Genomic DNA, 23,944 nt, shown 5'->3' on the forward strand with positions numbered 1-23,944 from the left:
TCCGGGTCCCGTGACGGAACCCGCTCCGGGGCCCGTCACGAGAACAGCGCCCGGCCCCACCAGTCGTCCTTGCCGCGGACGCCCGGCGGGACGGCGAAGTGCGCCGAACCCACGTGCTGGATGTACACGTTGAGCGCGTCGTGTGCCGCCAGGCGGCGCTGCATCGGGATGAACGCCTTGCGGGAGTCGTGCTGGTAGGCGATGAAGAACAGTCCGGCGTCGAGCCGGCCGAGGCCGTCCGTGCCGTCGGTGAACGAGTACCCGCGGCGCAGGATCGTCGCACCGTCGTTGCTGTCCGGGTGGGCGAGCCGCACATGGGCGGAAGGCAGCATCGCCTTCAGGAACGGCTCGTCGTGCTCCTTGGGCTTCCCGACCGCGGCGCCCTCGCCCTTGTCGCGGCCGAAGATGTCCTCCTGCTCCTGGAGCGGGGCGCGGTCCCAGGTCTCGATGTGCATCCGGATGCGCCGGGCCACCAGGTACGAACCCCCGGCCATCCAGCCCGCGTCGTCGTCCTTCTCGCCGACCCAGACGTGCTTGTCCAGGGCGGCGGTGTCGGTGCCGGAGATGTTCCGGGTGCCGTCCTTGAAGCCGAACATGTTGCGCGGGGTCTGGGCGTCCGGCGTCGTCGAGGACGTCTTGCCGAAGCCGAGCTGGGACCAGCGGATCGCGGTGCGGCCCATGCCGATCCTGGCCAGGTTGCGGATGGCGTGCACCGCGACCTGCGGGTCGTCCGCGCACGCCTGGACGCAGATGTCGCCGCCGCTGCGGGCCGTGTCGAGGTTGTCGCCGGGGAACTTCGGCAGGTCGACGAGCGCCGCGGGGCGCTTGTCCTCCAGGCCGAACCGGCCCTTGGCGAAGAGCGAGGGGCCGAAGCCGATGGTGAGGGTGAGCCGGGACGGCTTGAGCCCCAGGGCCTCACCGGTGTCGTCCGGCGGCGCCTCGGCCGGGCCGCCGTACGCGCCGTCGCCGACCGCGTGACCGGCCGTCATCCGCTCGGCCGCCCGGGTCCACTCCTTGAGCAGAGAGACCAGTTCGGCGCGGTCCTTCGTCGTCACGTCGAACGCGGCGAAGTGCAGCCGGTCCTGCACGGCGGTGGCGATGCCCGCCTGATGCGCCCCGTGGAAGGGCACGGCCGCACCGCTGTCGGCGGCCGGCACCGCGTCGTTCTCCGGCCGGATCACGGCCATCGCGCCACCGGCGGCGGCCGCGCCGAGCGCCAGTCCGGCGCCGCCCCAGCCGAGCAGCGCCCTGCGGGACGGTGCGGGGCCGGCGGGGGCCGCCACCCCGGTTTCGTCGTCGTTCCGCTTCTGTTCGGACATCCCGGTCACTCCCGTCCGCTCCTGCTTCCGTCCGCTCCTGTTCCCGGCCGCCGCTACTTCGTCACCGCCGCGGCCAGCTTGGACAGCGGCTCGGCCAGCGCGTTCACCGCGTCCGACAGTTCCTTGCGGTCCGCCTTGCCGACCTTCTCGTACGAGGTGAACTCGTACGAGGACTTGTCCTCGCGGTACTTGTCCAGCAGCGTGTTGAGTTCGGCGAACCGCTTGTCCAGGGCGGCGGTCAGCGTCGGGTCGTTCTTCGAGGCGATCGGCTTCAGCAGCTGGTAGGACTTCTCCGCGCCCTCGACGTTGCCCTTGAAGTCGACCAGGTCGGTGTGGCTGTAGCGCTCCTCCTCACCGGTGACCTTGCCGGTGGCGACTTCGTCGAGGAGTTCCTTGGCGCCGTTGGCCATCGAGGTCGGGGTGATGTCCGCGGTGCCGACGCGCTTCTGCCAGTCGACCAGGTCCTTGTAGAGGACCGGGGCCAGGGCCTTCTCCTCGGCGCCCAGCTTCTTGTCCTGCCACAGCGCCTTCTCCAGACGGTGCCAGCCGGTCCACTTCTGCCCGGCCTCCAGGCCGTCCTCGCGGATGTCGACCTTCGGGTCGATGTCGCCGAACGACTCGGCGACCGGCTCGGTGCGCTCCCAGCCCAGTCGCGAGTCGGCGTAGAGCTTCTTGGCGGTCTCGATGTCGCCGGCGGCGACGGCGTCCGTGAACTTCTTGGCCTTCGGCAGCGTCTCGTCCGCCTGCGCCTGGACGTAGGTGCGGTACTCCGCGACGGCCTTGTCCATCTCGGGGCTGCGCTTGGCCGCGTTGGCGCCGGTGACCTCGATCTTCTGCCGGATGCCGTGGCCCTTCATGCCCGGCTTGCAGGCGATCTCGTACGAACCGGCCTTGATCTCGGCCGTGATGTTCGCCTTGGTGCCGGGGCCGATGTTCTCGCGCTCGGCGACGATGCGGTCGTCCGGGAACAGGACGTAGACCTCGGTGACCTTGGAGCCCTTGTTCTGCACGGCCAGTTCGACGTGACCGGCCGGCACCTTCGTCTTCGACACCTCGCAGGCGTCGTCCTTCGCGACGACCTGCACGGCGCCGTCGCCCTTGCCGTCGCTCTTCTGCGCACAGCCCGTGACGGCGGTCAGGGCCGCCACGCCGGCGGCAGCGGTGACGACGGAGAGACGAACGGCTCGCATACGAGGCTCCACAAGAGGATGAAGGAGAAGCGGGAGAAGAACGGACAAAGACAGGTGAGGCAGACCTAACTTAGTCGAGGCTTACCTGTCCGGTACCCGCTTGGGCCGTGATTCACCTCTCACCTCGACCCCACGGATACGAACCGGTTACGGCCGTGTCATGGGGGTCTCTCGCAATGGTCAAGAAATGGTCAAGGGCTCGTGTCGGACGGCTGGGCCCGCCGGACGAACCGCCCGCCGGACGAACCGCCCGCCGGACGAACCGCCCGGCGGACGAACCGCCCGGCGGACGAACCGCCCGGCGGACGAACCGCCCGCCGGACGAACCGCCCGCCGGACGAACCGCCCGACGGGCCCGAGCAGCCCCGGCCGCTCAGGTCGCAGCACTAGTGCTGTGGCCGGGAAGGTTCACCGGCTCGCGACGCCCGGCACGGCACCTCGCGGTGTTGTCGCATCGTCCGCGTACGTCCAGTACGCGGACGATGCTCCGCCTTGCGATGCACCGCACCGGACGCCGCGAGCCACCCGGCAAACCTTCCCGGTCACAGCACTAGCGGTCCGGCACGACGAGCGGCACCCCGGTCCGCGGATGCGGGAACACCTCGACCGGCTGCCGGTAGACCTCGCCGAGCAGCCCCCCGGTGAACACCTCCGCGGGCGGGCCCGCCACCGCGATCCGCCCGCCGTGCAGCACGGCCGCCCGGTCCGCGTACGCCGCCGCCAGGCCCAGGTCGTGCAGCACCACGACGACCGCGTCCCCGGCCGCGGCCCGCTCCCGGCAGATCCGCAGCACCAGCTCCTGGTGGCGCAGGTCGAGGGCGGCGGTCGGCTCGTCGAGCAGCAGCAGCGGGGCGCGCTGCGCCAGCACCCGGGCCAGCGCGACCCGGGCCCGCTCCCCGCCGGACAGCGCGGAGAAGGAGCGCGCGGCGAACTCGGCGACCTCGGTGGCCGCCATCGCCGCGGCGACGGCCGGATCGTCCTCGTCCGCCCGCTCCGTCCCGGCCCACGGCGCCCGGCCCATCCGGACCACGTCCGCCACCGGGAAAGGGAAGGACAGTGCGGCGGTCTGCGGCAGCACCGCCCGGCGCAGGGCCAGTTCGGCGGCCGACCAGTCGGTCACCGGGCGCCCGTCGATCCGTATCCCGCCGTTCTCGGCGGGCAGATCGGCGGCCAGCGCCGCCAGCAGCGTCGACTTCCCCGCCCCGTTGGGCCCGACCAGCGCGAGCACCTCGCCCGCGTGCGCGGTCAGATCGATGGAGTCGAGCACCGCCCGCCGCCCCAGCCGCACCCGCAGCCCGTGCGCCTCGACGGCGGCGGCGCCGGGGGAGAGGGGACCGGGCAGCCGGCGCCCCCGCGCCCGGAACGGATTCCTCGGCACCTTCATGCCCGACCACCTCGCCCGTGACGGTCCATCGGTGTCGTCCTCATGCCCAACCACCTTGCCTGCGACGGGTCCTGCGCAGGAGCCAGAAGAAGAACGGGCTGCCGAAGAGCGCGGTCAGCACACCGAGCGGCAGCTCGGCGGGATCGGCCACGGTACGGGCCGCGAGATCGCCCACCACCAGGACGAGGGCGCCGCCCAGCGCACTGCCGGGGACGAGGAAGCGGTGCCCCGGACCGTTCGCCATCCGCAGCAGATGCGGCACCAGCAGCCCCACGAACGAGATGATCCCGGCGACCGCCACCGCCGCGGCCGTCAGCAGCGCCACCACCAGCACGAGCGTGACCCGCAGCCGCTCGACGTCGACCCCCAGGTGCCGGGCGGGCCGCTCGCCCAGTGCGAGGAGGTCCAGCTTGCGTGCGTAGAACGGCGCGACGAGCAGCCCCAGCAGCGCGCACGGCAGCACCGCGAGCACCTTCGGCCAGGTCGCCTGCGCCAGGGAGCCCAGCTGCCAGAAGGTGATCTGGGAGATCTGCGCGTTGTCGGCGAAGAAGACGAACAGCCCGATCAGCGCTCCCGCGAAGGCGTTGACCGCGATCCCGGTGAGGATCAGCGTCACCACCTCGGTGCGCCCGTTCGACCGCGACAGCGTGTACACCAGCAGCACCGTCCCGAGCCCGGCGGCGAACGCGCAGACGGTGATGGTCCAGTTGCCGAAGAAGGTCAGCCCGAGCGCGATCGAGGCGACCGCGCCGACCGCCGCGCCGGCGGAGATGCCGATCACCGCGGGTTCCGCGAGCGGGTTGCCGAACACGCCTTGCATCAGGGCGCCCGCGCAGCCCAGTGACGCCCCGACGAGCAGGGCGAGGACGACCCGCGGCAGCCGTACGTTCCACAGCACGCTCTCGCCGACCCGGTCCAGCGCCGCGCCGCCGAGCCCGAGACGGTGCTGGACGGAGCCGATGACATCACCGAGCGGGATGTTGTACGCGCCGAGCCCGGCGGACAGCAGACAGCCCACCAGGAGGGCGGCGACCAGACCGGTGGTCAGGAGGAAGGCGGTGGAGCGTCGGGGCCTCGCCCGCTCCTGCCCAGGGTCTGAGGGGTCCGCCGGTCGGGCGCGTTCCCCCTGCGGGGCGGTCATGTGCGAGGTCGTCACTCGGCCGTACCGCCCTTCGGGTGGAGCTGGGCGATCAGGTCGCCGAGCACCCGGTCGGTGCGCGGCCCGTAGTTCAGCAGCACTCCGTCGTCGATGGAGACGATCCGCCGGTCCATCCCGGCCGGGGTCTCGGCGACGCCCGGGATCTTCACCAGCCCGTCGACGCCGCCCACCGAGTCCAGCCCCTTGCTCATCACCAGGATGGCGTCGGGCGCCGCCTTGGCGAGGGCCTCACTGGTGATGGCGGTGAAGTCCTTCTTCAGCCCGGACGCCTTGCCCGCGTCGACGCCCCCGGCCGCCTCGACGAGCGAACTCGCCCCCGACTCCCGGCCGCCGAGCAGATAGACGGAGGCGGAGCCGCGCAGGTAGAGGAAGGCCACCCGGGGCTTCTTCCCGCTGTCGCCGGGCACGGACTTCTTCACGGCCTCGATCCGGGACCGGGTGCGGGCGTCGAGTTCGGCCCCCGCGTCCGGCACGCCCAGGGCCGCCGCCACGGTCTCGATCCGGCGGCCGACATCGGCGAGTTCCTTGGCCGGGTCGACCACCACGAGCGGGATGCCGGCATCGCGGATCTGGTCGATGGCCTCGGCCGGTCCCGTGGTGGTCTCCGCGAGCACGACGGTGGGCCTGAGCGAGAGCACGCTCTCCGCCGAGACGTCGTGGGCCCGGGTCACGACCGGGAGATCCGCCGCCTGTTCGAAGGTGGCGGTGATGTCCCGGGCGACGACCTGCTTGCCGAGGCCGAGCGTGAAGACGATCTCGCTCAGGCCGCCGGTCAGCGGCACGACGCGATCCGCCGAGGTGATGGTGGCCTGGGTCCCGTCGGCCGACTGCACGGTGACGGGCAGTCGGGGCTCCGGAGTGCCGGGCAGCGGCTCGACCCGGTCGGCCGCGGCCTTCGCGGAGCCCGGGGACTTCGCGGCGGGCGTCCCGGCGTCGGTGCCGCCGCAGCCGGCCAGGAGGAGGGCCAGGGCGAGGGCCGCCGTCAGGACGCCGAGCGGGCCGCGCGTGCCGGACCGCCGGGTGGAAGCGGCGTCCGTCCCGGCACCGAACGGCCCGTCGGCCCCGGGGCGTTCGCGTCCCGGTCGCCGGGTGCGCCGCCCCGGTGGGGTGAAGTCCTGCGAGAAGCGCACTGGGGCACCGTCCTGTCGTTCCGTCGCGCGTAGTTGGTCGTGATTCACGGATTTTGCGGTGGAAGGGGGGTACCACCACGCGATCTCCATAGCTTAGGTTAGCCTTACCTTGCTCGCTAGATCTCGGAGGGGTCCTCATGCTGTCGTCCCGACCTGCTCGCGTGCCCGGACGGGCGCTCGCGGTCGCGCTGTTCGCGGCGCTGCTCGGAGCCCTGCTCCCGGCCACCGCCGCCCATGCGGCGAGCCGCACGGTGCAGGGCGGCCGGCTCGACTGGGGCATCAAGTCGTCGTTCCAGAGCTATGTCACCGGCCCCGTCGCGCACGGGAGCTGGAGCCTGACCGGCGGCGCCGCCACGGTCGGCGGCAGCCAGTTCCGTTTCCACTCGGCCACCGGCTCCTACGATCCGGCGACCGGCGCCTTCAGCGCGGGATTCTCCGGCGGGGTCCGCTTCGTCGGACACCGCAAGGCGGACGGCGGCAACGAACTGGACCTCGCCATCAGCCGCCCCACCGTCCGGATCACCGGCGGCCGGGGCACGCTCCACGCCGACATGGTCAGCAAGGAACGGGGGACCGGCCGGGTCACGTCCGCCGCGCAGGTGCCGCTCGCGACGCTCGGGCTGTCCGGGATCGACATGAGGGGCGGCACCACCCCCCTCGCCCTCACCAATGTTCCGGCGACCTTGACGACGCAGGGCGCGAAGGCGTTCGCCGGCTACTACACGGCCGGTACGCCGCTCGACCCGATCAGCCTCTTCGTGGACACCTCCGCCCCGGCGGGGAAGCCGGACACGGGTGCCTCCCCGGGGAAGAGCGACGACAAGGCCGGCAAGGCGAAGAAGACCGAGAAGACCGAGAAGACCGAGAAGGCCGCGGGACGTGTCGAGGACGCCGCCGTCGACTGGGGCGTGCGCCGCACCTTCCGCGAGTACGTCACCGGCTCCGTCGGCAAGGGCGGGTGGACCCTCGCCGACGGTGCGCAGGACGGCGGCGCGCTCTTCCGGTTCCCGCGCGGCAAGGGCACGTACGACCCGAAGAAGCAGACCCTGGACGCCCGGTTCGCGGGCAGCGTCCGCTTCACCGGCGCCGACGGGCTGGACCTGGAACTCTCCTCGGTCGCGGTCCGGGTGACGGACGGCAAGGGCACGCTTTCGGCCGACGTGCGCGGCGACGGCGAGCCGAAGAAGGCCGTCCCGCTGGTCACCTTCGCCGCGAAGGACTTCGCGCCGAAGAACGGTGTCGCCGTGCTCACCGAGGCGCCCGCGACCCTCACGGCCGACGGCGCCGGGGCGTTCGGCTCGCTCTACAAGGCGGGCACCGCGATGGACCCGGTCTCCCTGGCCGTCGCCGTCGACCGCGGCGCCGAACTCCCCGCCCTGCCCGACCTGGGCAGCGACCCCGCCCCGTCGCCCTCGCCGACGAAGAAGACCACCACCGCCGCGTCCGCGCCGGACACCGGCTCCGACGCGGGCTCCCGCACCGGGCTGTACCTCGGCGCCGGAGGCGCGGGCGTCCTGGCCGTCGCGGCCGGTGCGTTCCACCTCGCCCGCCGCCGCGGCGCCTCGCAGCAGAACAGCTGACCCCCTGTTTCACCCCCGTACCTCATTCCCCCGAGGAGACCACCCACCATGGCAGCCACCCGCCGCCCCATAGCCCTCGCCGCCGCCGTCGCCACGGCGGCAGCCCTCGGCGCGACCGCCTTCGCCCTCCCGGCGCTCGCCGCCGCCGACGCCGCCCCCGGCCGTGCGACCGCCGGCGCGCCCATGCTGGACCTGAAGGACGGCACGCTGGAATGGGGCGTCAAGGCGTCCTTCCGCACGTACCTGGCCTCGCCGTTCTCCGGCGGGAAGATCACCGTCAAGGACGGGGCCACCCAGGCGCCCGACAACGGCGTGTTCACCTTCGTCGACGGCAAGGGCACCTACGACACCACCACGCACGGCACCCGCACCGCCTTCGGGGGCGGCGTCAGCTTCTACGCCCACGGCGGTGCCCTCGACATCACGCTGTCGGACGTGAAGCTCTCCACCACCCGCACCGGCGGCGCGATCACCGTCGATGTCACCACCCCGGAAGGCACCCGCGACGACGTGGAGTTCGCCTTCCTCGACCTGACGGGCGTGAAGCCCGGACAGGGTGAGGGCGGGGCGATGGTCTTCAAGGACATCCCGGCGACGCTGACGAAGACGGGCTCCGAGGCGTTCAACGGCCAGTACAAGGAAGGCGACGAGCTCGACCCGGCCACGCTCTCGGTGAAGGCGGGCGCGGCCCCGACCACGGAACCGACCACCGAGCCCACCGAGGAGCCGACCAAGGAGCCGACGACCGGGCCCACCAAGGAGCCGACGGCCGAGCCGAGCGGCAGGCCCACGTCGCCCGCTTCCCCGTCCCCGTCCGCCACCGGCAGGCCGGGCACCGACGAGCCGGCCGCCGAGACCGGCGCGATCCTCGACGGGACCCTGGACTGGGGCGTCAAGAAGTCGTTCCGTACGTACGTCACCGGGCCCATCGCGCACGGCAAGGTGGAGACGACGGGCGGCGCCGCCGCGTCCGGCGACGGCTACCGCTTCCCCGACGCCACCGGCGACTTCGACGCCGCGAAGCAGACCCTGACCGCCGGGTTCGACGGCAAGGTCCGCTTCCTGGGCCACGAGGAGAACGGCGCGTACACCCTCGACCTCTCCCTCACCGGCCTGGAGGTCCAGGTGAGCGGCGGCAAGGGCCGGCTGATCGCGGACGTCTCCACCAAGGACCGCGAGACCAGGAAGGTCTCCACCTACACCGGCATGACCATCGCGGATCTGAAGCTGCCGAAGGGCGAACTCACCGCCGAGAACGGCGTGGTGACCCTCTCCGCGGTCCCGGCGACCCTCACCGCCGACGGCACCGAGGCGTTCGGCGGCATGTACGGCATGGGCGAGCAGCTCGACCCGCTGACCGTCGCGGTCGCCCTCGACAAGGACGCCGAACTCCCCGGCGCCGCGGGCGGCAGCGGTTCCGGCGGGTCGGCCGGCTCCATCGGTTCCACGGGTCTGGCGGGCGGTTCCGCGTCCCTCGGCGGCGGCAGCGTGGGCGGCGGTTCCGTCGGCGGTTCGGTCGGTGGCTCCGGCGCCCTCGCCTCCACCGGCTCCGACATTCCGACCGGCGCCCTGATCGCCGGAGCGGGCATCGTTGTGGCGACCGGAGCGGGGGTCTTCCTCGTCGCCCGCCGCCGTACCGCCTGACGGCACACGGTCCGGGGCACCGCCCGGGTGACGGCCCGGCCGAAGGCCGTCACCCGGGCGGTGCTTGAATGCGGACGTGAGCGCGAGCGACAGCGAATACGACGGCGGCCCCGGCTCCGGTCCCGGCTTCGACCCACCCGAGGGCGTCGACGTCCTGCGGGTGTTCTGCGGCCCCGACGGCCGGTACGGCAACCCCCTCGGGGTGGTGCGCGACGGGCGGTCCCACCCCGACGAGGAGTCCCGGCAGCGGCTGGCCCGCCGACTCGGCTTCAGCGAGACCGTGTTCGTCGACGACCCCGAGCGCGGGCACGTCGACATCCACACCCCGGGGCTGCGCCTCCCGTTCGCCGGGCATCCGCTCGTCGGCACCGCCTGGCTGCTCGATCTGGAGATCCTGGAGCTTCCGGTCGGGGACGTGTTCGCCCGGCAGGACGGGGAGTTCACCTGGATCGGTGCCCGCCCGGAGTGGGCGCCGCCGCGCACGCTGCAGCGGTACGCGTCCGTCGCCGAGGTCGAGGCGCTGACCGGCCCGCCGCCCGGCGAGGGCCGGCTCTACGTCTGGGCGTGGGAGGACGAGGCTGCGGGCCGGGTCAGGGCGCGCGCCTTCCCGAGGCGCGCCGGGGGGATCGTGGAGGACGAGGCCACGGGCGCGGCGGCCCTGCTGCTCAGCGCGGAGCTGGGGCGGGCCCTCAACATCACGCAGGGACGCGGCTCCCAGATCCTCACCGCGCCCGCGCCGGACGGCACGGTGGAGATCGGCGGCCGCGTCCTGTGGGCGCATCGGGCGGTCCCGTCCCGCGTCTGAGGAAACCGGCGAGCGGGAGAGCGGGAGAGCGCGAGAACGGGCCGGGGACACCGGGGAGAAGGACCACCGGGGAACGGCCCCCGGGCAACGGGACCGGCGCGGCCGAAGGCACCGGACCGGGATCACCGGTCGGTGCCTTCGGCCGCGCGGGTACGAAGGCCCTCGAAGGCCCTGCGCGCGAGGCCCTACGCGCTGATCGGGAACGCCTCGCCCAGCTCCCGGAACACCGCGGTGTTCAGCGCGAACGCGCGCTTGCACTCGTCGACGACACGCTGCTTCTCCAGGTCGTCCGCGTCCAGCGCGTCCAGCAGCTCGCGGTAGCCCCGCTTGAACGCGGCGGGGTTGGGGATCTCCTCGAAGACGTAGAACCGGACGCCGTCGCCCTTGCGCGCGAAGCCCCAGGTCTTCTCCGCCTTGTCGCGGATGATCTGGCCGCCCGAGAGGTCGCCGAGGTAGCGGGTGTAGTGGTGGGCGACGTAGCCGGCGGGCCAGGTGCTGGCGCACTGTGCGACCCGTGCGGCGTACGCGGCGGTGGCGGGCAGCGGCTCCAGTCCCTCGCACCAGTCGGCACCCCGCAGATGGGCCAGGTCGCGCTCCAGCTCGGTGGTGCGCATCAGCTCGGCGCGTATGAACGGGCCGGCGACCGGGTCGTTCCGCAGCGCCTGGGCCCCCTCCTCCAGCGCCCGGTAAACGAACCACAGCTGTTCCGTGTAGCGCGTGTACGCGTCCACTCCGAGGCGCCCGCCGAGCAGGTCGCTCATGAAGGTCGAGGTCTCCGCCTCGGTGTGCTGTTCGTGCGACGCCGTGCGGATGAGCGTCGAGAAGGGCGGGACTGCGGCGGTTGCGTCCAAGGCGGGCCTCCCGGGGGCCGAGGGGACGGGAAAGTCCTGAAAGAGGCGGACAAAAAGACGGCAGTGACCGCGTCGCGCAGTCCCTGTCGACATCTCCGATCTTCCTACTTAGGCTTACCTAAGTCAACAGCTTCCCGACAGTCTGTCGGTAAAAACCATACGCCTGGTTCCGCCGATGTGCGCAGGCGCGGTGGGACGGGGCGGCGCGGGTACGCGAAAGCGGCCGCCCGCGGGCGGCCGCTTTCGCGTCGGTACGTGGTGATGCCCGGCGGGCTGTCCGTGAGACTGGCAGCCCTTACGGGAGGGTCAGGATCTCGGCGCCCGTCTCCGTCACGACCAGCGTGTGCTCGAACTGGGCGGTGCGCCTGCGGTCCTTCGTGACCACCGTCCAGCCGTCGTCCCACATGTCGTAGTCGTGGCTGCCGAGAGTCAGCATCGGCTCGATGGTGAACGTCATGCCGGGCTTCATCACGGTGGTCGCGTGCGGGCTGTCGTAGTGCGGGATGATCAGCCCGGAGTGGAACGAGGAATTGATCCCGTGCCCGGTGAAGTCCCGCACCACCCCGTACCCGAAGCGCTTCGCGTACGACTCGATGACCCGCCCGATCACGTTGATCTGCCGCCCGGGCCGGACCGCCTTGATGGCCCGGTTCAGCGCCTCCTCGGTGCGCTCCACCAGCAGCCGCGACTCCTCGTCCACGGCGCCGCAGAGGTAGGTGGCGTTGTTGTCGCCGTGCACGCCGTCGATGTACGCCGTGACGTCGAGGTTCACGATGTCGCCGTCGCGCAGCACCGTGGAGTCCGGGATGCCGTGGCAGATCACCTCGTTGATCGAGGTGCACAGCGACTTGGGGAACCCGCGGTAGCCCAGCGTCGACGGGTACGCGCCGTGGTCGCACATGAACTCGTGGGCGACCCGGTCGAGTTCGTCCGTCGTGACGCCCGGGGCGATGTGCTTGGCGGCCTCCGCCATCGCCTGCGCGGCGATCCGGCCCGCCACGCGCATGCGCTCGACGGTGTCGGCGTCCTGGATCTCCGGGCCGGCGTACGGGGTGGGGGCCGGCTTGCCCACGTACTCGGGGCGCCGGATCTTTCCGGGAACGGAGCGGATGGGAGTGATCTCCCCGGGCACGAGCAGCGACTGGCCAGACATGTCAGCGAGTTTAAGGGCTGCCCCGGCGTCCCCGGCGGGCGCCCGACGCCGGCTGCGGCGTCTCGCCGCATTGCCGGGACACCCGCATACTGCCAGTGTGCGGGCGCCCCTCCGCCCTGCGATGCACCACATCCGGCGCCGTGCGCCGATCCGTCACGGATGACGGGACAGCTCTCAACCCAGCGCGCTCGGGGCAGCATGGCCCCGAGGGAAGGAGCCGGAGATGGCCCTGTTCAAGAAGCGCACGGTCGGCAAACCGGGCGAGTGGTACTACTGCCTGCAGCACAAGAAGGTCGAGGAGGGCCCCGAGTGCCCGGCCAAGGACCGGTTCGGGCCGTACGCCTCCCCGCAGGAGGCGCGCCACGCGATGGAGACGGCGCGGGAGCGGAACCTGGAGTGGGAGACGGACCCCAAGTGGCACGACACCGAGACCCCGGGGGACCGGGATCCGGACGCGGACGCGTGACGGGCCGATGGCCCGGGGCACGGCGGACCGTCGGCGAGGCGGACGGCCGACCACCGGTGAGGTAGACCTGACCGTCGGCGAGGCGTCCGACGGACGATGGCCCGCCCTCAGCCCCCGGACGGGCTGGATCCCGGATCGATCCGGCCGTGCCCCGCACCGGACGGGCCGGTTTCCGCCCCGTACGGGCGGGCCTGCGCCTCCGGTGTTCCGGCCCTTGACCCGGGCGCGCCCGCATCCTCCTCGCGCTGCGCCCGCCTGCGTACCGCGTCCTCGTCCGTCGCGGAGTCGTACGTGAGCAGCTTCGGCAGCGCGGCGGTGAGCAGCGCGACCGAGGCCACGCACGCCACACCGCCGCTCCAGATCGCGGAGCGGGTCCCCGTCCAGCCCGCCATCGCACCGGCCCGCACCTGACCCAGCTGCGGGCCCGCGCTGTACGAGAGCACCTCGATGCCCGCCAGGCGGCCCCGCAGTTCCTCGGGGATGGTCTGGTTCCAGATCGTGGAACGCCCCAGTCCGCTGAGCATGTCGCCCGCGCCCGCGATCGCCAGGCAGACCAGCACCGGCCACACGCCGGTGAACCAGCCCGCCGCCGCGATCGCCAGCCCCCAGACCGCCGCCCCGAACACCACGAACAGTCCGTGCCGCCGTACCCGTGACGTCCATCCGCTGGTCAGGCCCAGCGCCAGGGAGCCGACCGACCCCGACGCGTACATCAGGCCCAGCGACCACTCGGCGTCCAGCTCGTCCGCGAGGAACGGGAAGATCGTGTTGGGGAAGGCGAAGAACATCGCGACCACGTCGACCGCGTACGTCCCCAGCAGTATCGGCCAGCTCCAGGCGAATCGCGCCCCCTCGACGATCCCGCGCAGCGACGGCTTCGTGTTCTCCCGGACGGGCGGGGCCGGGGCCAGGCGCAGGCACAGCAGGACGGAGAGGGAGAACGTGACCACGGTGACCGAGTACGCCGTGGCGTGCCCGGCGTAGGCCACCACGAGCCCCGCCACCGCCGGACCGGTGATCGCGCCGACCTGCCAGCGCAGCGAGTTCAGCGCGGCGGCCGCGGTCAGCTGGTCGTGCGGCACGATCCGGGCCATCAGCGAGTCCAGCGCGGGCCGTTGCAGCCCGGAGAGCGCGGAGACCCCGCCCGCCACCAGATAGAGCGGCCAGAGCAGCGGATCGGGCAGCACGGCGTTCACCAGGAGCACCAGGGCCAGCACCCCCAGGCCCGCCTCGGTGCCCAGGATCACCCTGCGGCGGTCCACGGCGTCCGCGAGCGCCCCGCCGTACAGGCCGAAGACGACCAGCGGCACCAGTTCGACCGCGCCCATCGCGCCGACGGCCAGCGGCGATCCCGTGAGCTCCTTGATCTGGAGCGGCAGCGCGATCAGCGCCATGAAGCTGCCGAAGTACGTGATCACGCCCTGGATCCACAGCAGCCGGAAGTCTGCCGACGAACGCAGGGGGGTGAGGTCGGGCAGCAGCGCGGAGAGACGGCCGGACGGGGAAGGGGCTGAGGTCACGAGGGGTCATGCTCCGAAGTCGTGGTGCCCGGTGCAACACCTTTTCCGTGTCCGTATCCGTGTCCGCGTCCCGGGCCGCAGGGGCGGGCGGTGCCGGCACTCACCAGCGCGGCGGAGGCGGCGCCGTCAGCCGGTCGGCGAGCCGGGACAGCCGGTCGCGGAAGCGACGGCCGCCGCGCGGAACGGGGTCGCCGTTCTCCCCGGCCGCCGCGCTCACCAGATGCTGCACGGTGTCCAGGTCGACGTCGTCGGAGCCGGTCACCGCCAGCGCCTCGTGGGCGAGCCCCCGCACCTCCGGGTCGCCGCCGTCCAGCGAGAGGACCGTCGCCCCGGCCCTGCGGGCGTCGTGCATGCGCTCCAGCAGCCCCGCGCAGGGCCGCTCCGGCGCCACCAGCAGCAGCGTCTCGCCCCGACCGGCCGCCTCGATCCGGCCCAGGCCGACCGCCAGATGCACCGGATCGCCCGGCTCCACCCGGTGGCGCACCAGGGTCGGGGTCAGCTCGGGCATCCCGGACCAGGTGGACTCGTCGACCAGATGGGCCGCCAGATGCCACGGCTCGTAATCCGCCGTCCCCACCAGCAGCAGCCCGCCGCCGTGCGGGACGACGGACGACCTGAGCGACCCGGCGAACCGGCGGGCCGCGGCCGGCCACTCGGTCCCGGCGAGCACTTCACGCAGCAGAGCGACGCGTACGGCATCCATGGCCAGGCATCGTGCCCCGGGCTCCGGCCGCGCCGTCGGCGAACGCCGCGGAACCACACGAACGGGGCATGGGCACGGGTGCGCGGTACGGGGCACGGGGACGCGCCGGACGGGTCGGTGGCTCCGCGTCGGGCGACGGACTGTTCGCCCCGGTGGCGGGCAGTAGTGTCGAAGCCATGACTACGAATGAGACGGGCAGCGAGCCCAAGCCCCCCGCCAAGGACCCCTGGGACCTTCCCGACGTGTCCGGGCTGACCGTCGGCGTGCTCGGCGGCACCGGCCCGCAGGGCCGCGGCCTCGCCTACCGGTTCGCCCGCGCCGGGCAGAAGGTGATCATCGGGTCCCGTGCCGCCGACCGTGCGCGGGCCGCCGCAGAGGAACTGGGCCACGGCATCGAGGGCGCGGACAACGCGGAGTGCGCCCGGCGCAGCGACGCCGTGATCGTGGCCGTGCCGTGGGACGGTCACGCCAAGACCCTGGAGGCGCTGCGCGACGAACTCGTGGGCAAGCTCGTCATCGACTGCGTCAACCCGCTCGGCTTCGACAAGAAGGGCGCCTACGCCCTGAAGCCGGAGGAGGGCAGCGCCGCCGAGCAGGCCGCCGCCCTGCTCCCGGAGTCCCGGGTCACCGCCGCCTTCCACCACCTGTCCGCGGTGCTGCTCCAGGACACGGCCGTCGAGGAGATCGACACCGATGTGCTGGTGCTGGGCGAGGCCCGTGCCGACACCGACCTGGTGCAGGCGCTGGCGGGCCGGATCCCCGGCATGCGCGGCATCTTCGCCGGGCGGCTGCGCAACGCCCACCAGGTCGAGTCGCTCGTCGCGAACCTGATCTCGGTCAACCGCCGCTACAAGGCGCACGCGGGGCTGCGTACGACGGACGTCTGAGCGGGGCCCGCGCCGGGGCGGCCCGGTCCGGCCCCGCTTCCGGGCCACCCCGCGACGGGCGGAAAGGGGCATGGGGGACACTGGACGGGACCGTGCACCACTCCGGACAGGAGCCGACTTTCATGCCCCGACTCGCTCTCTACGCCATCGCCGTCTGCGTCCTGGCCGTCGTCGCGGCCGTGTTCTCGTTCGTCCGGGGCAGCTGGCTCGGGATCGTCTGGGTGCTGCTGGCCGGGCTCTCGTCCAACATGGCGTGGTTCTACCTGCGCCGGCACCGCGCCGGGACCGCCACGGGCTGAGCCCCGTCGCCGTGACGACTCCGGCGTCCGGGCCGTCGGCCCCGACGCCGTCGGTCAGGCCTGGACCGCGCAGACCGGATCGGCCGACCGCCAGAACCGGTAGGCGTCCCAGCCGCAGTACGTCGTGAAGTCGTCGACGCCCAGCGCCCGCAGCAGGGCGTGGACGGCGTCGAAGAACGCCACGTTGATCCCCGGGATCCACAGGAGGGCGAACACGGCGATCAGCCCGAACGGGGCGAACGGCTCGACCTGGCGGCGGACGCGGTACGAGAGCCAGGGCTCGATCACCCCGTACCCGTCCAGCCCCGGGACCGGCAGGAAGTTCAGGATCGCGGCGGTGACCTGGAGCAGCGCCAGGAAGCCCAGTGCGTGACGGAAGGCCACCGGCACGCCGTCGAGCGCGTGCAGCCAGAACGGCGCCGTGCACACGAGCGCGAACAGTACGTTCGTCAGCGGGCCCGCCGCCGAGATCAGGCTGTGCCGCCAGCGTCCGCGGATCCGGCCCCGCTCGATGAACACCGCACCGCCCGGAAGACCGATCCCGCCCATGATCACGAACAGCACCGGCAGCACGATGCTGAGCAGCGCGTGGGTGTACTTGAGCGGATTCAGGGTCAGATAGCCCTTCGCGCCGACGGAGATGTCCCCGCTGTGCAGCGCGGTACGGGCGTGCGCGTACTCGTGCAGGCACAGCGACACCACCCACGCCGCCGTCACGAAGAGGAAGACCGCGATCCCGGGCAGCTCCGCGAAGCCCGTCCACACGGCCCAGCCCGACACCGCCATGACGGCGACGATGCCGAGGAAGACCGGGCTGATGCGCTGGTGCGATGCAGTGACCATGGGGCCGAGCCTACGGGCGGCCGGCCCCATGGAGGCGTGGATGCGGGGCGGCGGCGCGCAGCCGGGCCGACGACGGGGCCGCGGGCCGGGGAAGGGTGCCCGGCCCGCGGCGGTCCGTCGGGGAACGGAGGGGAAGGATCAAGGAAAGGGAGAGGAAGGACGCGGCGGCGTCAGCAGGAGAGGCTGGAGCCCGTCGGCACGCCGAGGATCCCGGTGAACTCCTTGTACCGGTTGATCCGGCTCTCGACCTGGCGGGGGTTGCCGCCGTCGCACTCCAGCGCACCGTTGATCGAACGGATCGTCTGGCCGAAGCCGGCCCCGCTCACCATGGCGTCATGGCCGGTGATCGGGCCGGGGCCGTTCTGGGTGTTCCAGTACCACAGGCCCGTCATCATGGCGACGGCCGGGTCCGTCTCCACCTTCCAGGGGTCGTTCAGCAGGTCGATGCCGAGGAAGTCGCCCGCGGCCTTGTAGTTGAAGTTCCAGCTCAGCTGGATCGGGCCCCGCCCGTAGTACGCCGACTGGCCGGCCGGGCAGCCGTATGGCTCGTTGCGGTCGCAGTAGTGCGGGTAGTTCGCCTCGTTGACCTCCTTGATGTAGTAGAGGCCGCCGGTCTCGTGGCTGATGTTCGCGAGGAAGGCCGCGGCCTCCTGCTTGCGCATCGTGTCGTCGCCGGTGTGGGCGAACTTGGGGAACGCCTTCATGGCGTCCGTCAGGCCCTTGTACGTGTAGAAGGGGTTCCTGTTCGGGAACATCCGGTCGAACTGGGCCTCGCTCACCACGAAGCTGTTCGGGTACGGGTTGCCCCCGGTGCCGCAGGTGTACGGCGCCCAGTAGTAGGTGCTCACCGTCGGGTCGTAGCCCGGGTTGTCGCGCTGGGCGACGTAGATCTTCCCGTCGGTGTACTTGACGATGTCGCGCGCCTGGTAGTTGGCGCCCTTGGACCAGGCGGGGGCCACGGCGCACTCGTCCACCGGCGCCGGGGCCTCGGCGGCGCTCGCCGTCGCGGGCACGAGGGCCGTCGCCGCCAGCGATCCGACGGCCGCCAGGCCGGTCAGCAGCGCCTTCATACGATTTCTGAGCACAGGGTTCCCTTTCGTGCGACGCGGACATGTCCCTCGGAGGTGGGCATGCCCGTATGACGCGGGCATGACGGATGGACCCGGTGGGAGCCGGGCCAACCTGTGCAGGCCGCGCCGAAGGATGCTTTCGGACACTGAACCCTCCCCCTTGATCGCAGTCAAGGTCTAGACCAAAGGGAATTTCGTCGGCCCCTTCCGGTTGCCGTCCGTTCGCCGTCCGGGGGTGCGGCCGAGGGCGAGCGGTCCGAGGCGCGCCGCGAACTCGCCGTCTTTCCTTCCTGGTTGGGGAACGGGGCCGAGGCCGCCGGCGGGGAGCGCCTCGCGGACGCGGGCACCGGTACGGGCGCCTTCGGCGACGCCGAACCGGGCACGTGTCGCACGCGTGTCCTGCCGCAGCTCCCGGTCGCGGAGAATGGGCGAGTGCGCTACAGCATCCTCGGAACCACCCAGGCACTCCGTGACGACGGCACCGCCGTCCCCGTCGGCGGTGCGCGGCTTCGTGCCCTGCTCACCGCCCTCGCACTGCGTCCGGGCCGCTCCGTCCCCGCCGCCGTGCTCGTCGACGAGGTGTGGGACGGCGACCCGCCGGCCGATGCGGTGGGCGCGCTCCAGGCGCTCGTGGGGCGGCTGCGGCGGGCCCTCGGACATGGGGCGGTCACGTCCGGGGAGAGCGGCTACCGGCTGGCCGCCGCCCCGGACGAGGTCGACCTCCACCGCTTCGAGCGGCTCGCGGGGGAGGGGATGCGGGCCCTGACGGAGGGAGACCCGGCGAAGGCCCTGGACGTGCTCGACGACGCCCTCGCCCTGTGGCGCGGCCCGGTCCTGGTCGATCTGCCCGACCGCGGCGCCGTCGCGGCCCGCTGGACGGCCCGGCGGCTGGACGCCCGCCGCACCAGGATCACCGCGGCACTCGCCCTCGGCCGCGCCGAGGAGACCCTGCCCGAACTGGTCGCGCTCTGCGCCGGGCATCCGATCGACGAACCGCTCCAGGCGCTGCGGCTGCGGGCCCTGCGCGACGCCGGTCGCCCGGCCGAGGCGCTGGCCGCGTACGACGAGGTGCGCACCGTGCTCGCCGACCGGCTCGGCACCGACCCCGGCCCCGAACTGCGCGCCCTGCACGCCGAGTTGCTGGAGCAGGACGCGACGGGCGGGAAGCACCCGGCCGGGCCGTCACGGCGTCCCGCACCCCGGCCCACCGCCGCCGCCCCGGCCGGAGACACCGGCGCGCCGCAGGAAGCCCTCGCCGCCCCGCGCGGAAACCTGAGAGCCCGGCTCACCAGCTTCGTCGGGCGCGAGAACGACATCGAGGCCCTGCGCGAGGACCTGGCACGCGCCCGGCTGGTCACCCTCCTCGGCCCCGGCGGCGCCGGGAAGACCCGGCTCTCCCAGGAGGCCGCCGAGTCCTTCGGCTCCGCCTGGCCCGACGGCGTCTGGCTGGCCGAACTCGCCCCCGTCGACGACCCCGAGGCCGTGCCGGAGGCCGTGCTGACCGCGCTCGGCGCCCGCGAGACCGTGCTGCGCGGGGCCGGTGCCGAGGAACTGCGGGTCGCCGAGGGCAACGCGGGCGACCCGCTCGTGCGCCTCACCGAACACTGCTCCCGGCGCCGGATGCTCCTGCTCCTGGACAACTGCGAGCATCTCGTCGGGGCCGCCGCCGCCCTCGCCGACCACCTGCTCGCCCGCTGCCCGCAGCTCACCGTGCTGGCCACCAGCCGTGAACCCCTGGGCGTGCCCGGCGAGTTCGTGCGGCCCGTCGATCCGCTGCCCGACGCGATGGCGCTGCGGCTGCTGGCCGAACGGGGCGCCGCGGCCCGGCCCGGCTTCCGGACCGACACCGACGAGGAGACCGCCGAGGCCGCCGCGGAGATCTGCCGCCGCCTCGACGGGCTGCCGCTCGCCATCGAACTCGCCGCCGCCCGGCTGCGGATGCTCACCCCGCGCCAGATCGCCGACCGGCTCGACGACCGGTTCCGCCTGCTCACCAGCGGCGCCCGTACCGTACTGCCCCGCCAGCAGACGCTGCGCGCCGTGGTCGACTGGTCCTGGGAACTGCTCGACGCGTCCGAACGCGCCGTCCTGCGCCGCCTGTCCGTCTTCGCGGGCGGCTGCACCCTCGCCGCCGCCGAGGCCGTCTGCGCGCAGGACCCCGGTGGCGCGCGCGAGGTCGCCGGGCTGCTCGGCTCGCTCGTCGACAAGTCCCTCGTCGTCGCCGCGCCCGCCGAGGACGGCGAGATGCGCTACCGGCTGCTGGAGACCGTGGGCGAGTACGCCGCCGAACGGCTCGACGAGGCGACGGAACGGGATGCCGCGGAACGGCGCCACCTGATGTACTTCCGGGAGTTGGCCCGCACCACCGACCCGCTGCTGCGCGGCGCCGGGCAGCGGGCCGCCATCGAACGCCTCCAGCGCGACTACGAGAACCTCCGCACCGCCCTGCGCCGGGCCGTCGTCGCCCGCGACGAGCAGGAGGCGCTCTGCATGGTGCTGTCGCTGTGCTGGTACTGGCAGATGCGCGATCTGCGCGCCGAGGGCCTGCAATGGGCCGACGCGGTGGCCGCGCTGGGCCCCGACCCCTTCGCCGGGCCCGCCGAACCCGCGCCCTCCCTCCACGAGCGCTGCACCGACGCCCCGCCGCCCATGTCGCCCGAACTGCTCCAGGAGGCGCGGCGCCAGGTGGCCCTGGTCCAACTGGTCAGCATGGACCACTCCAAGGACGTGTGGGCCGACGAGCAGGGCATGGCCCGGCTGCGGATCATCGCGGCCACCTACCGCGCGGGACAGCCGCAGACCTGCCGCGCCCCCGGATCGCTCTGGTTCTTCGCGGTCATGATGACCGGCGGGGTCGACGACCTGCGCGCGCTGCTCGACGAGACCGTCCGGGTCAGCCGGGAGCTCGGCTACGCGTGGGAGCTGGCCGGAGCGCTCCAGACACGGGCCAACATCCTGGCCAACCGCCCCGAATGGGCGGGCGGCGCGCACGCGGACGCGGACGAGAGCCTGGAGATCTTCCGTCGGCTCGGTGACGACTGGGGAGTCGCCGAAGCGCTCTCCTCCCGGGGCGAGGCCAACGAGAAGCACGGCGAGTACGCGCGCGCCGCCGAGGACTTCCAGGCCGCCATCGGCTACGCGGAGAGGCTCGGCGCCCAGTCCCAGGTGTCGGTCCTGCGCACCAGATACGCCTCCGCCCTCACCGAACTCGGCCGCGGCGACGAGGGCGAGACGATCCTGCGCGACGTGCTCATGGAAGGACGCCACGCCGGTCACGAGGCGATCCCCGCCGCCCGGATCTACCTCGCCCTGTGGCTGGGCCGCACCGGACGCACGGCCGAGGCGCGCGAGCAACTGTCCCTGCTGCGAGCGGAGTTCCAGTCCGAGACGCTGGCGATGTTCGACGGGTTCGTGCTGGGCACGTCGGCCTGGCTCGACAATCAGGACGGGCGCTACGCCGAGGCCCTGCCCCGGTCCCTGGAGGCGCTGCGGCGGTCCCACGACCGGCTTTCGCAGATGGTGGCTCCGCAGATGTCCGTCATCCACCTCGTCTCCGCCGCACGGGCGTTCGCCGGGATCGGTGGCGAACGCCGGGCCGTACTCGCGGCCCGGCTGCTGGGGGCCGGCCAGGCGCTGCTGCCCCTGGGACACGCGCCGACGTCCATGGAACGCGACGACTACGCCCGGGTGGAGGAGCTGGCCCTCGCCGTCCTCGGCCGGGACGCCTACGACTCGGCGTACGCCGAGGGCGGCGGCCTCTCCATGGAGGAGGCCACCGCCCTCGCCGAGACGTACGGACCGGAGCGGGACTGAACCGCCGCCCGGCCGTCCGGCGCACGCACCCGCGTCCGGCACGTACCGGGCGCGCCCTTCGACCCGCACCGGCTCAGCTCTTCTTGCGGAACTTCGAGACTGCCAGCGGAGCCGCCACCACGGTGATCGCCACCGCCCAGCCGAGCGTGAGCCACGTCGCGTGGGCGACCGGTCCGCCGATCATCAGCCCGCGCGCCGCGTCCGCCAGGTTGGACAGCGGGTTGTAGTCGGTGAACGCCTGGAGCCAGCCGGGCATGGTCGCGGTCGGGGCGAAGATCGAGGAACCGAACTGAAGGGGCATCAGCACCAGGAACCCCATTCCCTGCACCGCCTGGGCGGACTTCAGCGACAGCCCCAGCAGGATGAAGATCCACATGATCGCGGCGCCGAACACCATCGAGAGGCCGACCGCCGCGAGCAGGCCGAGCACCGAGGTCTTCAGCTCCATGCCGAGCAGGAAGCCCATGCCCAGCAGGATCGCCGTGGCCACCGCCATCCGGCCCAGCTCGACCACGATCTTCGCGACGAGGACCGACGACCGGGCGATCGGCATCGTCCGGAACCGGTCCATGACCCCCTTGCGGAAGTCCTCGTTCACCCCGGTGCCGACCGCGGTGGCGATGTTCATGCCCAGCATCGCCATCATGCCCGGGACCACGTAGTTGATGTACGTCTGCCGGTCGCCGCCTAGACTCGCGCCGATGGACCCGCCGAAGACGTACACGAACAGCAGGATGAAGACGATGGGCATCAGCAGCACATCGAACATCGACTCCGGATCCTTCTTGATCTGGAGCACGTTGCGCCGCATCAGCGCGCCGATGTGCCGCAGGTTGGCGCGCAGCCCGATCCGGCCCTCGCCGACGAGCGCCCTCGGCGCGGCGGACGGGGCCTGGCCGGTCGTGACCGGCTGCTGGATCGTCGTACTCGTGCTCATGCCGCGACCTCCGCGGGGATCGTGTCGGTGGCGGAAGTGCTCTTCTCGCCGGTGATGGCCAGGAACACCTCGTCCAGGCTGGGCAGTGCGGTGGCGACATGCGCCAGCGGGTAGCCCCGGGCGCCGAGCAGGCCGATGACGGCGGTCAGCTGCTCGTCGCTGAGGATCGGCACGTAGAGCAGTCCCTCGTCCGGGACCACCTGCGCGCCCGCGACCCCGTCCAGACCGGTCTCCCGCAGCGCCTGCGCCATCGCGGGCAGCTGCGCCGGGTCCGAGGGGCGGATGTGCAGGGTGCGCCCGCCCACCTTCGCCTTGAGCTCGTCGACCCCGCCGTTGGCGATGATCCGGCCCCTGTCGATGACGGTGAGCTCGTTCGCGAGCTGCTCCGCCTCCTCCATGTACTGGGTGGTGAGCAGGACCGTCGCACCCTCCGCGACCATCCTCTGCACCTCGTCCCAGACCTCGTTGCGGGTCCGGGGGTCGAGCCCCGTCGTCGGCTCGTCCAGGTAGAGGACGGCCGGGCGGCCGATCATCGAAGCGGCCAGGTCGAGGCGGCGCCGCATGCCGCCGGAGTAGTCCATCGCGGCGCGCCGGGCCGCGTCGGTGAGCGAGAACCGCTCCAGCAGCTCGTCGGCCCGGGCGCGGGCGGCCTTGCGCGACAGATCGAGCAGCCGCCCGATCATGTAGAGGTTCTCCCAGCCGGACAGCTTCTCGTCGACCGAGGCGTACTGCCCGGTCAGTCCGATGGTGCGGCGCAGCTGCCGGGGCTGCTTCACCACGTCGTAGCCCGCCACGACGGCGTGCCCGGCGTCGGGGACGATCAGGGTGGACAGGCAGCGCACGAGGGTGGTCTTGCCCGCGCCGTTGGGACCGAGCACACCGAGCACGGTGCCTTCGCGGACGTCGAGGTCCACGCCGTCCAGAGCCTTGGTCGAGCCGTAGTGCTTGACCAGCCCCCGGACTTCCACGGCGTTGGTGCCGTTCCTGGGGTTCTTGTCGTTTCGTGTCATGCCCACCATGGGACCAGGCGCCACCGACAGTCCGCCGACAACAGGCCGACACGGGGCCGACAAGGCGTCGACGACGGACCGGGGGACGGACCGGTGGAAGGCCGACAGCCCGCCGATGGGGGAGGTCGGCGGGCTGTCGGTGGTGCGGGCAGTGGCCTGTGCCGGGCCCGTTCGCCGGACG

At 72.8% G+C, this 23,944-nt stretch carries 20 protein-coding genes; 7 read left to right on the top strand and 13 right to left on the bottom strand.

Annotated elements, in window-relative coordinates:
- Positions 1-35: 35 nt before the first annotated feature.
- The 5 genes from efeB to AMK22_RS05855 form a co-directional block, all read right to left on the bottom strand.
- Positions 36-1,319, bottom strand: coding sequence for an iron uptake transporter deferrochelatase/peroxidase subunit (efeB, locus tag AMK22_RS05830; RefSeq protein ID WP_073782787.1), 1,284 nt, complete (start codon positions 1,317-1,319; stop codon positions 36-38).
- 53 nt (positions 1,320-1,372) lie between these two features.
- Positions 1,373-2,509: an iron uptake system protein EfeO gene (gene efeO / locus AMK22_RS05835; protein WP_073782153.1), complete on the bottom strand. Its 1,137-nt coding sequence runs from the start codon at positions 2,507-2,509 to the stop codon at positions 1,373-1,375.
- A 550-nt stretch (positions 2,510-3,059) separates the two neighbouring features.
- Positions 3,060-3,893, bottom strand: a complete 834-nt coding sequence (locus AMK22_RS05845; protein WP_073782155.1) for a heme ABC transporter ATP-binding protein — start codon at positions 3,891-3,893, stop codon at positions 3,060-3,062.
- 40 nt (positions 3,894-3,933) lie between these two features.
- Positions 3,934-5,034 carry a FecCD family ABC transporter permease gene (locus AMK22_RS05850; RefSeq protein ID WP_073782789.1) on the bottom strand — a complete coding sequence of 367 codons (1,101 nt, stop codon included), beginning with the start codon at positions 5,032-5,034 and terminating at the stop codon, positions 3,934-3,936.
- A gap of 11 nt (positions 5,035-5,045) precedes the next feature.
- Positions 5,046-6,182, bottom strand: coding sequence for a heme/hemin ABC transporter substrate-binding protein (locus AMK22_RS05855; protein WP_073782156.1), 1,137 nt, complete (start codon positions 6,180-6,182; stop codon positions 5,046-5,048).
- Between the two features lie 137 nt (positions 6,183-6,319).
- On the opposite strand from AMK22_RS05855, the gene AMK22_RS05860 reads away from it, so the two are divergent.
- From AMK22_RS05860 to AMK22_RS05870, 3 genes are all read left to right on the top strand, one after another.
- Positions 6,320-7,762, top strand: a complete 1,443-nt coding sequence (locus AMK22_RS05860) for an HtaA domain-containing protein (RefSeq protein ID WP_073782157.1) — start codon at positions 6,320-6,322, stop codon at positions 7,760-7,762.
- 48 nt (positions 7,763-7,810) lie between these two features.
- Positions 7,811-9,406, top strand: coding sequence for an HtaA domain-containing protein (locus AMK22_RS05865; RefSeq protein WP_073782158.1), 1,596 nt, complete (start codon positions 7,811-7,813; stop codon positions 9,404-9,406).
- A gap of 76 nt (positions 9,407-9,482) precedes the next feature.
- Positions 9,483-10,211: a PhzF family phenazine biosynthesis protein gene (locus tag AMK22_RS05870; RefSeq protein WP_073782159.1), complete on the top strand. Its 729-nt coding sequence runs from the start codon at positions 9,483-9,485 to the stop codon at positions 10,209-10,211.
- A 185-nt stretch (positions 10,212-10,396) separates the two neighbouring features.
- Here AMK22_RS05870 and AMK22_RS05875 read toward each other — a convergent pair whose 3' ends face one another.
- Complete coding sequence (locus tag AMK22_RS05875) at positions 10,397-11,062, bottom strand: biliverdin-producing heme oxygenase (RefSeq protein ID WP_073782160.1); 666 nt, start codon at positions 11,060-11,062, stop codon at positions 10,397-10,399.
- Between the two features lie 295 nt (positions 11,063-11,357).
- Positions 11,358-12,215, bottom strand: coding sequence for a type I methionyl aminopeptidase (gene map, locus AMK22_RS05880; RefSeq protein WP_073782161.1), 858 nt, complete (start codon positions 12,213-12,215; stop codon positions 11,358-11,360).
- 223 nt (positions 12,216-12,438) lie between these two features.
- Here map and AMK22_RS05885 point away from each other — a divergent pair, with 223 nt between their 5' ends.
- Positions 12,439-12,681 (top strand): hypothetical protein, encoded by a 243-nt coding sequence (locus tag AMK22_RS05885; RefSeq protein WP_073782162.1) that lies wholly within the window; start codon positions 12,439-12,441, stop codon positions 12,679-12,681.
- A 107-nt stretch (positions 12,682-12,788) separates the two neighbouring features.
- Here the strand turns inward: AMK22_RS05885 and AMK22_RS05890 are convergent, their stop codons facing one another.
- Both AMK22_RS05890 and AMK22_RS05895 read right to left on the bottom strand, forming a co-directional pair.
- Positions 12,789-14,201 carry an MFS transporter gene (locus AMK22_RS05890; RefSeq protein WP_079185940.1) on the bottom strand — a complete coding sequence of 471 codons (1,413 nt, stop codon included), beginning with the start codon at positions 14,199-14,201 and terminating at the stop codon, positions 12,789-12,791.
- A 100-nt stretch (positions 14,202-14,301) separates the two neighbouring features.
- Positions 14,302-14,904 (bottom strand): hypothetical protein, encoded by a 603-nt coding sequence (locus AMK22_RS05895; protein ID WP_073782163.1) that lies wholly within the window; start codon positions 14,902-14,904, stop codon positions 14,302-14,304.
- A gap of 176 nt (positions 14,905-15,080) precedes the next feature.
- Between AMK22_RS05895 and npdG the strand changes: the two genes are divergently transcribed.
- Both npdG and AMK22_RS39950 read left to right on the top strand, forming a co-directional pair.
- On the top strand, positions 15,081-15,791 hold the full coding sequence (gene npdG / locus AMK22_RS05900) for an NADPH-dependent F420 reductase (RefSeq protein WP_073782790.1): 711 nt from the start codon (positions 15,081-15,083) through the stop codon (positions 15,789-15,791).
- A gap of 122 nt (positions 15,792-15,913) precedes the next feature.
- Positions 15,914-16,090: a hypothetical protein gene (locus AMK22_RS39950; protein ID WP_199883140.1), complete on the top strand. Its 177-nt coding sequence runs from the start codon at positions 15,914-15,916 to the stop codon at positions 16,088-16,090.
- Positions 16,091-16,144: 54 nt separating this feature from the next.
- Here the strand turns inward: AMK22_RS39950 and AMK22_RS05905 are convergent, their stop codons facing one another.
- Positions 16,145-16,933: a site-2 protease family protein gene (locus AMK22_RS05905; protein WP_073782164.1), complete on the bottom strand. Its 789-nt coding sequence runs from the start codon at positions 16,931-16,933 to the stop codon at positions 16,145-16,147.
- Positions 16,934-17,103: 170 nt separating this feature from the next.
- Complete coding sequence (locus AMK22_RS05910) at positions 17,104-18,018, bottom strand: glycoside hydrolase family 19 protein (RefSeq protein ID WP_199883141.1); 915 nt, start codon at positions 18,016-18,018, stop codon at positions 17,104-17,106.
- Between the two features lie 417 nt (positions 18,019-18,435).
- On the opposite strand from AMK22_RS05910, the gene AMK22_RS05915 reads away from it, so the two are divergent.
- Positions 18,436-21,816, top strand: a complete 3,381-nt coding sequence (locus AMK22_RS05915) for an AfsR/SARP family transcriptional regulator (RefSeq protein ID WP_073782792.1) — start codon at positions 18,436-18,438, stop codon at positions 21,814-21,816.
- Between the two features lie 73 nt (positions 21,817-21,889).
- Here AMK22_RS05915 and AMK22_RS05920 read toward each other — a convergent pair whose 3' ends face one another.
- Positions 21,890-22,753: an ABC transporter permease gene (locus tag AMK22_RS05920; RefSeq protein ID WP_079185941.1), complete on the bottom strand. Its 864-nt coding sequence runs from the start codon at positions 22,751-22,753 to the stop codon at positions 21,890-21,892.
- Complete coding sequence (locus tag AMK22_RS05925; RefSeq protein ID WP_107430480.1) at positions 22,750-23,772, bottom strand: ATP-binding cassette domain-containing protein; 1,023 nt, start codon at positions 23,770-23,772, stop codon at positions 22,750-22,752. Before AMK22_RS05925 ends, AMK22_RS05920 begins: the two co-directional genes overlap by 4 nt.
- Positions 23,773-23,944 lie beyond the last annotated feature (172 nt).

This window comes from Streptomyces sp. CB01580, from assembly GCF_001905795.1.
In the GTDB taxonomy this organism is placed as follows: Bacteria; Actinomycetota; Actinomycetes; order Streptomycetales; family Streptomycetaceae; genus Streptomyces.